This is a genomic window from Burkholderia sp. BCC1999, assembly GCF_905339975.1.
GTDB lineage: Bacteria > Pseudomonadota > Gammaproteobacteria > Burkholderiales > Burkholderiaceae > Burkholderia.
In genome coordinates this window covers 229,845-242,087 of sequence record NZ_CAJPHP010000001.1, presented here as the reverse complement: position 1 = coordinate 242,087, position 12,243 = coordinate 229,845, and the positions used below count along the sequence as shown (strand labels likewise).

At 66.8% G+C, this 12,243-nt stretch carries 11 protein-coding genes; 3 read left to right on the top strand and 8 right to left on the bottom strand.

Going from position 1 to position 12,243, the window contains the following annotated elements; genetic code table 11:
* Window positions 1-27: 27 nt before the first annotated feature.
* The 7 genes from yjfF to U5809_RS01055 all read right to left on the bottom strand — a co-directional run bounded on the left by yjfF (window position 28) and on the right by U5809_RS01055 (window position 7,126).
* Window positions 28-1,116 (bottom strand): galactofuranose ABC transporter, permease protein YjfF, encoded by a 1,089-nt coding sequence (yjfF, locus tag U5809_RS01085; RefSeq protein ID WP_322085119.1) that lies wholly within the window; start codon window positions 1,114-1,116, stop codon window positions 28-30.
* Complete coding sequence (locus U5809_RS01080) at window positions 1,113-2,153, bottom strand: ABC transporter permease (protein ID WP_322085118.1); 1,041 nt, start codon at window positions 2,151-2,153, stop codon at window positions 1,113-1,115. The genes yjfF and U5809_RS01080 overlap by 4 nt, the downstream gene beginning before the upstream one ends.
* Window positions 2,150-3,664, bottom strand: coding sequence for a sugar ABC transporter ATP-binding protein (locus U5809_RS01075; RefSeq protein ID WP_322085117.1), 1,515 nt, complete (start codon window positions 3,662-3,664; stop codon window positions 2,150-2,152). Before U5809_RS01075 ends, U5809_RS01080 begins: the two co-directional genes overlap by 4 nt.
* Window positions 3,665-3,740: 76 nt before the next feature.
* Window positions 3,741-4,703 carry an ABC transporter substrate-binding protein gene (locus tag U5809_RS01070; RefSeq protein WP_176046520.1) on the bottom strand — a complete coding sequence of 321 codons (963 nt, stop codon included), beginning with the start codon at window positions 4,701-4,703 and terminating at the stop codon, window positions 3,741-3,743.
* Window positions 4,704-5,026: 323 nt separating this feature from the next.
* Window positions 5,027-5,878: a pirin family protein gene (locus U5809_RS01065; protein WP_322085116.1), complete on the bottom strand. Its 852-nt coding sequence runs from the start codon at window positions 5,876-5,878 to the stop codon at window positions 5,027-5,029.
* 36 nt (window positions 5,879-5,914) lie between these two features.
* Window positions 5,915-6,520, bottom strand: a complete 606-nt coding sequence (locus U5809_RS01060) for an FMN-dependent NADH-azoreductase (RefSeq protein WP_282511818.1) — start codon at window positions 6,518-6,520, stop codon at window positions 5,915-5,917.
* Between the two features lie 27 nt (window positions 6,521-6,547).
* A complete protein-coding gene (locus tag U5809_RS01055; protein ID WP_282511820.1) occupies window positions 6,548-7,126 on the bottom strand; it encodes a YceI family protein in 579 nt (192 codons plus the stop codon).
* A gap of 119 nt (window positions 7,127-7,245) precedes the next feature.
* On the opposite strand from U5809_RS01055, the gene U5809_RS01050 reads away from it, so the two are divergent.
* Together U5809_RS01050 and U5809_RS01045 are read left to right on the top strand one after the other, a co-directional pair.
* Complete coding sequence (locus U5809_RS01050) at window positions 7,246-8,169, top strand: LysR family transcriptional regulator (protein WP_322085115.1); 924 nt, start codon at window positions 7,246-7,248, stop codon at window positions 8,167-8,169.
* 131 nt (window positions 8,170-8,300) lie between these two features.
* Window positions 8,301-9,689, top strand: coding sequence for an MFS transporter (locus U5809_RS01045; RefSeq protein WP_322085114.1), 1,389 nt, complete (start codon window positions 8,301-8,303; stop codon window positions 9,687-9,689).
* A 74-nt stretch (window positions 9,690-9,763) separates the two neighbouring features.
* On the opposite strand, the gene U5809_RS01040 is transcribed toward U5809_RS01045, so the two are convergent.
* Complete coding sequence (locus U5809_RS01040; RefSeq protein WP_322085113.1) at window positions 9,764-10,291, bottom strand: hypothetical protein; 528 nt, start codon at window positions 10,289-10,291, stop codon at window positions 9,764-9,766.
* Window positions 10,292-10,770: 479 nt separating this feature from the next.
* Here U5809_RS01040 and proP point away from each other — a divergent pair, with 479 nt between their 5' ends.
* Window positions 10,771-12,240: a glycine betaine/L-proline transporter ProP gene (gene proP, locus U5809_RS01035; RefSeq protein ID WP_322085112.1), complete on the top strand. Its 1,470-nt coding sequence runs from the start codon at window positions 10,771-10,773 to the stop codon at window positions 12,238-12,240.
* Window positions 12,241-12,243: the final 3 nt, after the last annotated feature.

The window sequence follows — 12,243 nt, the reverse complement described above, 5'->3', positions numbered from 1 at the left end:
GCAGCACGACACGCGTCGTACGATCCGCTACACGCGCCGCATCGCCGATACGAGCGCCGCGTCCTCGCTCGTTCCGGCCGGCCGTGTCGAGGCCGCATCGGCCGGCTGCGGCCGCTCGCCCTGCCCCGTGCCGCCGGTGCGCCGCCGTGCGGCATGCCGCTCGATGACCCGCTGCAACACGCAGAACACGCACAGTAGCGCACCAATCACGATCCGCGTCCACCACGAGCTCAACGTGCCGTCGAACGTGATCAGCACCTGGATCGTGCCGAGGATGCCGACACCGAACACCGAGCCGACCACGTAGCCCACGCCGCCCGTGAGCAGCGTGCCGCCGATCACGGTCGCGGCGATCGCGTCGAGCTCCATCCCCTGCGCCTGCAGCCCGTAGCCCGACAGCACGTACAGCGTGAACACCACGCCGCCGAGCGCCGAACAGAAGCCGCTGAGCGCATACACGCCGATCTTCGTGCGCGCGACCGGCAAGCCCATCAGCAGCGCCGAACGCTCGTTGCCGCCGATCGCATACACGTTGCGGCCGAAACGCGTGAAATGCGCGACGTAGATCGCGGTGGCCAGCGTCGCGAGCGCAATCAGCGCGCCCGCGCTCAACATCCCGCCGCCGACCGGCACGCTGATGCCCGCGATCGCATGGAACGTCGATTCGTTGATCGTGATCGACTGCGTCGTGATCAGGAAGCACGCGCCGCGCGCGAGAAACATCCCGGCAAGCGTGACGATGAACGGCTGCAAACGAAAATAATGGATCAACGCACCCATCGCCGCGCCGTACAGCGCGCCGAACGCGAGCACGAGCGGCACGATCACCCATACGGGCCAGTGCAGCCGCTCGGCGCCGACCGCGCAGAATATCGTTGTCAGCGCAACGACAGAGCCGACCGACAGGTCGATGCCACCCGACACGATCACGAACGTCATCCCGATCGCGACGATCAGCAGGAACGCGTTGTCGACGAGCAACCCGGTCAGAACCTGCATCGAGAAAAATCCCGTGTACATCACGGATCCGAAGCCGAACAGCGCGGCAAACAGCACGATCGTCACGACAATCGGCAGCGTGCGCGGGTCGGCGAGCCGTGCGAGGAATCGGTTCATCGCGGCGTCACTCCGGTGGTGGTTCGAGAACGCGCGGCAGGCAGCAGCCGCGACGCGTGCCTGACGAAAAGCGCGCGCGCCGCCTCCGACTGGATCAGCGTCACGACGATCACGACAACCGCCTTGACGACGAGCGTCGCCTCCGGCGGCACGCCGATCGAATAGGTCGTGTAGGTGAGCGTCTGGATGATCAGCGCGCCGAGCACGGAACCGGCGAGGCTGAAACGGCCGCCGAGCAGCGACGTGCCACCCAGCGTCACCGCGAGGATCGCGTCGAGTTCGAGCAGCAGCCCCGCGTTGTTGCCGTCGGCGCTGCGCACGTTCGAGCTTGCGAGAATGCCGGCCAGCGCCGCCATCACGCCCGAGCACAGATACACGCCGAACACGACCGCGCCCGAGCGGAGCCCGACGAGCCGCGTCGCGACCGGGTTCACGCCGATCGCGCGGATGAACAGCCCGAGCGCCGTGCGGTTCACCAGCAGCGCGGTCGCGGCGATCGTCGCGACTGCGATCCATACCGCGCACGGCACGGTCGCGAGATAGCCGCCGCCGAGCGCGAGGTAACCGGGCGCACCGATCGGGATGATCTGGCCGCCCGTCAGCAGTTGCGCGACGCCGCGCCCGGCCACCATCAGGATCAGCGTCGCGATGATCGGCTGCATCCCGACGAACGCGACGAGCAGCCCGTTCCATGCGCCGGCGAGCAACCCGACGCCGAGCGCGGCCGCGAGCGCCACACCGATCCTCGACGAATCGGTATCGAGCACGATTGCCGCCGCCGCGCCGGCAATCGCGACGATCGCGCCGACCGAGATGTCGATCCCGCGCGTCGCGATCACGAGCGTCATTCCGAGCGACACGATCACGAGCGGCGCCGCGCGGTTCAGGATGTCGATCGGCGCGCCGAACAGGTGGCCGTCGAGCAGCGCGATCGACAGGAAGCCCGGACGATGCGCGACGTCGAGCGCGAACAGCAGCGCGAGCGTCAGCGCCGGCCACGCGAGCGGATGACGAAACAGCGTGCGTAGCCACGTCATGACTGGCCTCCCGCGATCAGCCGGTACACGTGCTCCTCGGACGCGTCGGCGCCGGTCAGTTCGGCGACCTTGCGCCGGTCGCGCAACACCGCGATCCGGTGGCTCACGCGCACGACCTCGCCGATCTCCGACGAGATGAACAGGATCGCGAGCCCGGTCGCGCACAGCGCGAGCACGCGCTCCATGATGTCGAACTTCGCGGCGACGTCGATGCCGCGCGTCGGCTCGTCGAGAATCAGCAGCTTCGGGGCAGTCGCGAGCCAGCGCGCGAGCAGCACCTTCTGCTGGTTGCCGCCCGACAGCAGCCCGATCGGCTGCTCCGCGTCGCGCGCCTTGATGCCGAGCCGGGCGATGTACGTGTCGGCGATCTCGCGCTGGCGCGCGCGCCCGATCAGCCGCCACCAGCCGCGTCGCGCCTGCAGCGCGAGGACGATGTTCTCGCGGATCGACAGCGCGGCGACGATGCCCTCCTTCTTGCGATCCTCCGGACAGTACGCGATGCCGTGCCGGACCGCATCGTGCGGCGACGCGAGCCGCGTGCGCGCGCCGTCGATCTCGATCGCGCCGGTGTCCGCGCGCTCGGCGGCAAACGCGAGCTGCGCGGTTTCTGTGCGCCCCGAGCCGAGCAGCCCGGCCAGCCCGACGATCTCGCCCGGACGCACGTCGAGATCGAGCGCGCTCATCATCCCGCGCCGGCCGACCTGCTGCATCGACAGGAACGGCGCGGCGTCGCCGGCCGAACGCTCGACAGCAGCCGCACCCTCCTGCAGCGTGTCGGGCATCCGCTCACGGCCAGTCATCTTCGCGACCAGCGCGTCGACCGGCAGGTCGCGCGCCAGATACTCGCCTTCGCGCTCGCCGTTGCGCATCACGGTGATCCGGTCGGACACCGCATAGGTCTGCTCGAGAAAGTGCGTGACGAACAGGATCGCGATACCCGACGCCTTCAGCCGGCGCAGCACGTCGAACAACCGCGCGACCTCGCTGTCGTCGAGGCTCGACGTCGGCTCGTCGAGAATCAGCACACGCGCGTCGACGGACACGGCGCGCGCGATCGCGACCATCTGCTGCACGGCGATCGGATACGCATCGAGCGAGCGCGTGACGTCGAGCGCCAGGTCGAGTTCGGCCAGCGCCGCGCGCGAGCGCGCATGGATCGCGTTCCAGTCGATCGCGCCGCGCCGCATCGGCTGCCGGCCCGCAAAGATGTTCTCGGCAACCGACAGGTTCGCGCACAGGTTCACTTCCTGGTAGAGCGTCTGGATCCCGGCCGCCTCGGCCTCGCGCGGCGCGGCGAAACGCACCGGCCGGCCGCCGACGCGAATCTCGCCCGCGTCATGCACATGCACGCCAGTGAGCACGTTGATCAGCGTCGATTTGCCCGCGCCGTTCTGGCCCATCAGCGCGTGGATCTCGCCCGGAAACAGCCGGAAGTTCACGCGCTGCAGCGCGCTCACGCCCGGAAACGACTTGTCGATGCCGATCATCTCGACCACCGGCGGACTCTCCATGCAGCCTCCCCTCGAAGCGGTTGCCATCGTCCGGGCGGCCGCGCGGCGGCACCCCGTGACGAACCTGCCGGACCGGTCAGTACTTGCGGGTCGGCATCACCTGCGCCGCGACGTTCATCGGGAACACCGTCTCGTTCGTGACGATGCGCTTGGGCAGCGGCTTGCCGGCGACGACGTCCTTCACCGCGCTCATCAGTTGCGGGCCGAGCAGCGGGCTGCATTCGACGTCGACGTTGATCTTGCCGGCAACCATCGCCTGGAAGCCGCCCTTCGTCGCGTCGAACGACACCACGCTCACGTCCTTGCCGGGCTTGATCCCGGCTTCCTCCATCGCCTGGATCGCACCGAGCGCCATGTCGTCGTTGTGTGCGTAGACGACGTTGATCTGCTTGCCGTAGGTCTTCGCGAACGCTTCCATTACCTGCTTGCCGCCGGCGAGCGTGAAGTCGCCGCTCTGCGACGCGATCACCTTGAATTTCGGATTGTTCTTGATCACTTCGAGCAGGCCCGCGCGGCGATCGTTGGCCGGCGCCGAGCCGACCGTGCCCTGCAGTTCGACGATGTTGATCGGGCCCGCGTCGTTCTTGTAGTGCTCTTCCATCCAGTGGCCCGCGCGCCGCCCTTCCTCGAGGAAGTCCGAGCCGATCATCGTCACGTACAGCGACGGATCCTTCACGTCGACCGCGCGATCGGTCAGGATCACCGGGATATGCGCGGCCTTCGCTTCGGTCAACACGGGCTCCCAGCCCGATTCGACGACCGGCGAGAACGCAATCACGTCGACCTTCTGCGCGATGAACGAGCGGATCGCGCGGATCTGGTTCTCCTGCTTCTGCTGCGCGTCGGAGAACTTCAGGTTGATGCCGGCGTCCTTCGCCGCGCCCTTCACCGACACGGTGTTTGCGGTACGCCACGCGCTTTCCGCGCCGACCTGCGAGAACCCGAGCGTGATCGGCTTTTGCTGCGCGAATGCGCCGGGCGCGAACACCGTCGCCGCGGCGACGAGCGCACCGGCCGCCAGCTTCCTGATGAATGTCATGGTCCGTCTCCGATGATGTCGTTGTCTGCCGCGGCGCTGTTCTGTTTCTGCGTGGCGCTGTCGCGGATCGGGGCTGCGCCGGCCGGCGCGTGCGGCCGGCCCGGTCTGCCCGCCCCGCATCAGTCTAGGAACAAGCCCGATAACCTTCCAATGAAATATTGGATTGAGGCGATATCGGAATCGGCATACGTATAAACACCTAAGCGCGCCGGGCAATGGTGCGGCGGCCTCGCGGCGACGAATGTGCGAAGGCCGGCGCATGTGTGAAATGCGCCGGCCGGATCGCGAAGCCGTAAGGGAAAAGGAAGCTTCAGGCGCGCCGCTCAGCGCAGCGTGCCCTTCGCGCGCAATGCGTGGCCGATGCGCACGATTTCGCGCTCGCCCTCCACCAGCGCGGCGGCGCTCGTATGCACCGAGTAGTGGCCGAGATGCAGATCGTGCGGATGCGGGATGGCCGTGCCGACGACGAAGCGCGCATCGGTCACCGCTTCGAATTCGAGCAGCGCATCGGACCCATCGAAGACGGCCAGCTCGCCCTGACCGACCGGGTCCGGCGTGCGCAGACTGCCGTCCATCACGGCGGTCCAGGCGACCCGGTAGCCCTGCGGCGGCCGCGACACCCAGCGCTCGCCGGCCTTCAGTTGCACGACCAGGTAGTTGATGCCCGCCGGCGCATCGATCGGGCTGACCGCGTCGCCGTGGCGGCCGAGCAGCACGCGTGCCGGGCCGTCGATCGGGATGTCGTCGATCGACAGGTGCTGGCTGAACGCCGGCGCCAGCTCGCGCCCCGGTGGCAACGCGACCCACAGCTGGAACGCCTTGACCGGCGGCACGACCGAACCCGTATGCCAGACGCCGCGCCCGGCGCTCATCCATTCGATGTCGCCAGGCGCCATCGTGCCCTCGTGGCCGGTGGATTCGGCGTAGGTGCCGCGCCCGTCGATCGCGAGCGTCAGCGTCGCGATGCCCGAATGCGGATGCCAGCCGAAGGCCTGCGCCCCGATCGGCGCCTGTGTGTCGATCAGGTCGAGAAAGACGAACGGCTTGATCATCTCGCCGACGTCGGACGGGCTCACCATCCGCACGACCGGGCCATGCGCGCGGCCATGCGTGCGGAACACGACATGACGACCGGCGACGGCGGCCGGCAGCGCTGGTTCGACAGCATTCAACATGGTGGTTCTCCTGTGGCCGGCAGCCGGCCCGTTGCGTCAGGCCGCGAGAGCCGCCGCCGCTTCCTTCGCCGATGCAATGGCGCCACTGCGCTTGTCCGGCCCCATCGCGACGCCTTCCGCGCGAATGAACGTGATGTCCGTGATGCCGAGAAAACCGAACGCGTCCCGCAGATAGGTTTCCTGATGATCGAACGACGCGACCGGCGAGCCTGCGCTGTACACGCCGCCGCGCGACGATGCGATGACCAGCTTCTTGCCGCCGGACAGCCCCTCCGGCCCGTTCTCGGTATAGCGGAACGTCTTGCCGGCCACGGAGATGCGGTCGATCCACGCCTTCAGTTGGGACGCGATGCCGAAGTTGTACATCGGTGCACCGATGACCACGATGTCGGTCGCGAGGAACTCGTCGAGCGCACGCTGGCCGATCTCGACGTCCGCCTTCAGCGCGTCGTCGACGGGCGCGCCTTGCGCGGCGGCAAGGTGCTGGCCGGTCAGGTGGCCGATCGGCGTGACGGCAAGATCGAGGCGCGTGACCGTGAGGCCCGGATCGCGGGCGCGGAAATTGGCGACGATCTCTGCCGACAGTTCGCGGCTGACCGAGCCTTGGCCGAGGATGCTGGAATCGATGTGCAGCAGTTTCATGAGGATTCTCCGAACGGGATGACGGGGTTACTGCTTGAGGGCTTCGGCCGTGATCAGCAGGCGCGTCTTCATGTTGAAGCCGTATGCCTTGCCGAAATCGACGCCGAACTCGCTGCGGTCGAACTCACCCACCGCGTCGACGCCGCACACTTCGCGCTTGAGCATCGGATGCGGCATGCACTTGAACGAATCGATCTTCAGCGTGAGCGGACGCGTCACGCCGTGCATCGTGAGATTGCCGACCACCGTCGCCGGCCGGTCGCCGTTGAACGTGATCGCGCCCTTGTAGGTCGCTTCCGGGAACTTCGACGCGTCGAAGAACTGGTTCGACTGCAGGTCCTGGTCGAGCTTCGTGCTGCCCGTATGAACCGACGCGATCGCGGTCGTCACTTCGACAGTGCCGGTCTTCGCCGCGCGGTCGAGCGTCACGGTGCCGCTCGATTTGTCGAACTTGCCACGCCACACCGACAGGCCGCCGATGTGATCGGCTTCGAAGCTCGGGTACGTGTGGTCCGGATCGAGCTGGTACGTCGATGCGGCGGCGAATGCGGAAAACGACAGCGATGCGGCGAGTGCGCCGGCCGCGATCGTCAGGGTCTTGTTCAATTCAATCTCCTTGAAACATCAGGGGGTTCGTTTGTAGCGTGAGACCAGTATGGAGATTGAATCCGCTTTACACTAGACGGATAAATAGGATTTGATTAATCCATTTTTGGAGGAATCCGATGCTCGATCTGAATGATCTCGCGCTGTTCGTCCAGGTCGTCCGGGCCGGCAGCTTCTCGGAGGCCGCGCGGCGCCTGCGCATGCCGGCCAATACGCTGAGCCGGCGTATCGACCAGCTCGAGGGGCAGATCGGCACGCGCCTGCTGCATCGCTCGACCCGCAAGCTCGCGCCGAGCACCGAAGGTCAGACGCTGTTCGAGCGCTATGCACCGGCGCTCGACCGGATCTTCGAGATCGAACGGATGCATGCCGACGGGCAGGAACCGTCCGGCACGGTGCGCGTGGCCGCAATGGCCGGCCTGTTCGAATTTTTCAAGCTGGAATGGCTCGCCGAGTTCTATGCGCGCTATCCGCAGATCAGCATCGACTTCCTGCTCGACGACACGCCGTCCGACCTGATCGCCGAGCGTATCGACCTCGCCTTGCGCATCGGCGTCGAGACGGGCGGCAGTTTCCGCGTGCGCCGGATCGCGCCGGGCACGATGATCCTCGCCGCCAGCCCTGCCTACCTCGAACGGCGCGGCGCGCCGCGCACGCCGCGCGACCTGGCCGACCACGATTGCCTCACGGTATCGAGCCGCCAGGGGCGCAGCATGTGGCGGCTGCAGGGGCCGCGCGGCACGCAGGAAATCTCGATCGCCGGCCGCTTCTCGGTCAACGACATGCGCGTGGTCGTGCAGGCCTGCATCGCCGGGCTCGGCATCGCGCTGGTGCCGCAGTTGCTCGTCGAGCCGGCGATCGAGCAAGGCAGGATGGTGCGCGTGCTGCCGTCCTATCGACGCTCGAGCTCGGGCCTCGGGCTGCAGCTCGTCTACACGAGCCGCCCGCCGTTGCCGCCGGCGGTCACGCTCGTCGCCGAATTCCTGCTGGAAAAGCTGGGCCAGGGGATACCGGGGTACCCGGAGCACGCGGCCGACCGATAAGGTTTCGTTGTCGCGGCGAACGGAATTTCTTGTTGGACGCGGAATTTCGGCGCACGAACACTGCGGGGCATCGCGTCGGGTAGCAACCGGCGCCCATGCCTGGGCCCGGGGCCCCATCGCAGGAGACAGCCATGCCGGCATCAGGAAGCGCCATCAACGTCCGGGAATTCATCGACGAACGTCCCGTCAGCCCGTTTCAGTGGCTCGTCGGGCTGCTCACGTTCGTCGTGATCTCGCTGGACGGCTGGGATACCGTCATCATCGGCTTCGTCGTGCCGGAACTCATCAAGGAATGGGGCGTCACGAAGAGCGCACTGGCGCCGGTGCTCAGCGCCGCGCTGTTCGGTCTGGCGGCGGGCGCACTGCTGGGCGGGCCGATCGCCGACCGCTTCGGCCGCAAGCGCGTGCTGGTCGCGAGCGTGCTGATCATCGGCGTCGGCACGCTGGCCACCGCGCACGCGACGTCGCTCGCGACGATGCTGCCGATCCGCTTCGTCACCGGGCTCGGCCTCGGCGCCGTGATGCCGAACGTCGTGACGCTATGGTCCGAGTACGTGCCGGAACGCCGGCGCTCGTTCCTCGTGACGGTCGTGTACAGCGGATTCACGGTCGGCGCCGCGCTGTGCGGGTTCATCGCGGCCTGGATCATCCCGAGCTACGGGTGGCGCACGATGCTGACGGTGGGCGGTGCGCTGGCGGCGGTCTGCGTCCCGATCCTGATGCGCTGGCTGCCCGAATCGGTCGCATTCCTGACAGTCCAGCGCAAGCGTCCCGAACTGATTGCGAAGATCCTTTCCGCGATCGGCCGTACGCGCGTGGCCGCCGATACGGCATTCTTCCTGCCCGCGCAACCGAAGGTGAAAGGCGGCGCGATCGGCACGATCCTGTCGACGCGCTATGTCGCGGGCACGGTCCTGATCTGGCTGTGCTATTTCGTCGGGCTGTTCGTCCTTTACCTGCTGTACAACTGGCTGCCGACGATGGCGAAAGACGCCGGCTATACGAGCGCGCAGGGCGCGATCATGGTCGGCTTCCTGAACTGGGGCGGCACGCTGGGCTCGGTCGCGATCGGCTGGCTGATGGATCGCTTCGACCGCTACCGCGTGATCGCCGCGAGTTTTTGCCTGGCGGCACTGTCGCTCTGGGCCGTGCACGGGATGCAGTCGACGTTCTGGGCCCTGCAGGTGCTCGCTTTTGCGTGGGGGTGGTTCGTTCCCGGCACGAATACCGGCATGAATGCGCTGACCGCGCGCTTCTATCCGACCGTCGCACGCTCGACCGGATTGAGCTGGATGCATGCGTTCGGCCGGCTGGGTGCGATCGGCAGCGCGTTTGCCGGCGCGGCGCTCCTGAGCGCGGGGCTGGGGCTCGGCCAGATTCTCCCGATCATGGCCGTCGCGCCGCTGGCCGGCGCGGTGGCCGTGCTCGTGATCGCGGGGCTCGTGAAGCGCTGGGCGCTGGCCGATGAGTCGGCGGGGGCAGTCGTGACTTCTGCGACGGAAGTTTCCGCGAATACCTGACGACAACCGTCGCGGCGACACTCAACTCCGGAAAGGCGCCGCCGTCCTGTCGGTCTCGCCAACCCTCTCCGCGATCAACGAGGGGAGAATGGCTTGTGTCCCGTTGCCTTCAACGCGACATTGACATCATCGCGCGTGCTGACGATACGGCCATCCACCTTGCAAGCCGATTGCAGCGGCTTCGCACCGACTGCAAATCCCACGCCGCCGAGATCGGTTGCTACCCATTGCGCGCTGCGCTTGTTCAGCGCGAACTTCATGATCTCGGCCTGGTCATCCGCCATCTCCAGGCTGCCATCCTTGTCCGTCAACGCAACGCACGCGAAGGCGGCATCACGATCCTTGATCAGATCGACCACGAAATAGTGGTAATCCTTCATGTCCGGTTCGCTGTCGTTCAGCCGGTGAACGGCGGCCAGTATATGGGCGCGGTCAGGGTCGCTCTTGTCCAGATCGCGAGCGTAAGTCACGTTGGCGACGGGCGCGACGAGGATCAATGCGCATGAAGTGAGCCTGGATAACTTCATCATCACGATTCGAGAAAAACAAGTAGCCGGGATCGCCCCGTCATCGAGCGGCAGTGCGAACGTCTCGAGGGACATTGCAACACCTGGCCTCTGGCGAAAGTATATCTATCGAGTCGACACAGCCGTCATTGACGTGCTGCCATCAGACGGCACGAGCGCCAGTTGATAGTCGTCATCCGTGCGTCATATCCGATCGGGGACGGTACGCTACCACCAAAGACGGCGGCAGACGGCTTTTGTTCATCTCGTGCGCCTTGCCCCGGTCTCCCCCCGCCGTTGCCAACGAATGCAGATGCCGATGCGCATCGAAGCGATGGACAGCCACCGTTCCTTCCGTGTCGTTTACAACCGGGTTCCGGGCGCATGACCGATAGTCGGCCGCGACCGTTTCTCTAAACTGGCTCTCACAACAAACTTGCCCGGTGTCGCCCGCAGCGCGCATCACTTCACCGACATCGAGGCCCCCGAGACATCCGCCTTCGCTGACCATCGGCCCGCACGACTCCACTGCATTCCAGCCCGGCCGGCTGCCAAGGCAATTCCAGGAGAGTTCATTGAGCCCGTCGCAAGCGCACCCCGCGAAAGCCCGGTCTTCGCGCAAGTCCATCAAGCTGGATGACATCACGATCGTCGACCCTGCCGTCCTCAAGCGCGCGGTCGGCGCGATGGCGTTCGGCAATGCGATGGAATGGTTCGACTTCGGCGTCTACAGCTACATCGCCGTCACGCTCGGCAGGGTGTTCTTCCCGTCCAGCAGCCCGTCCGCGCAGCTACTCGCCACCTTCGGCACGTTTGCGGCCGCGTTCCTCGTGCGCCCGCTTGGCGGCATGGTGTTCGGCCCGCTCGGCGACCGCATCGGCCGCCAGCGCGTGCTCGCCGCGACGATGATCATGATGGCCGTCGGCACCTTCGCGATCGGCCTGATCCCCAGCTACGCATCGATCGGCATCATGGCGCCCGTGCTGCTGCTCGTCGCCCGCCTCGTGCAGGGCTTCTCCACCGGCGGCGAATACGGCGGCGCCGCCACCTTCATCGCCGAATTCTCGACCGACAGGCGTCGCGGCTTCATGGGCAGCTTCCTCGAATTAGGCACGCTGATCGGCTATACGCTCGGTGCGGCCACCGTCGCGCTGCTCACGGCGACGCTGTCGCAGGAAGCGCTGCTGTCGTGGGGCTGGCGCGTGCCGTTCTTCATCGCCGGCCCGCTCGGCCTCGTCGGCCTCTACGTCCGTCTGAAACTCGAGGAAACGCCGGCATTCAAGAAGGAAGCAGAAGCACGCGAGGCGGACGAACGCACGCGGCCGAAGCAACGCTTCGCGACGCTGCTCGTCGAACAATGGAAGCCGTTGCTGCAGTGTGTCGGCCTCGTGCTGATCTTCAACGTGACCGACTACATGGCGCTGTCGTACCTGCCGAGCTACCTGTCGGCGACGCTGCACTTCCGCGAATCACACGGCCTGTTCATGGTGCTGCTCGTGATGGTGCTGATGATGCCCATGACGCTGTACGCCGGGCACCTGTCGGACAAGGTCGGCCGCAAGCCGGTGATGATGGCCGGCTGCGTGGGCCTGCTCGTGCTGTCGGTGCCGGCGCTGATGCTGATCCGCACCGGCGGCATGCTGCCGGTGTTCGGCGGGATGCTGATCTACGGCATCCTGCTGTCGACGTTCACGGGCGTGATGCCGTCGGCGCTGCCGGCGCTGTTCCCGACGCGGATCCGCTACGGCGCGCTCGCGATCGGCTTCAACGTGTCGGTGTCGCTGTTCGGCGGCACGACGCCGCTCGTCACCGCATGGCTGGTCGATCGCACCGGCGACCTGATGATGCCCGCGTACTACCTGATGGGCGCATCGTTCATCGGCATCGTGTCGGTACTCGCGCTGCGCGAGACGGCGCGCCAACCGCTGCCCGGTTCGGGGCCGTGTGTCGCAAGCCGCGCGGAAGCGTTGAGCCTCGTGCGCGGCAGTGCCGACGAAACCCGCGTACCGGGCAGGAAGTTCACGCCGGTCGGCGAGCGCGCCTGACAC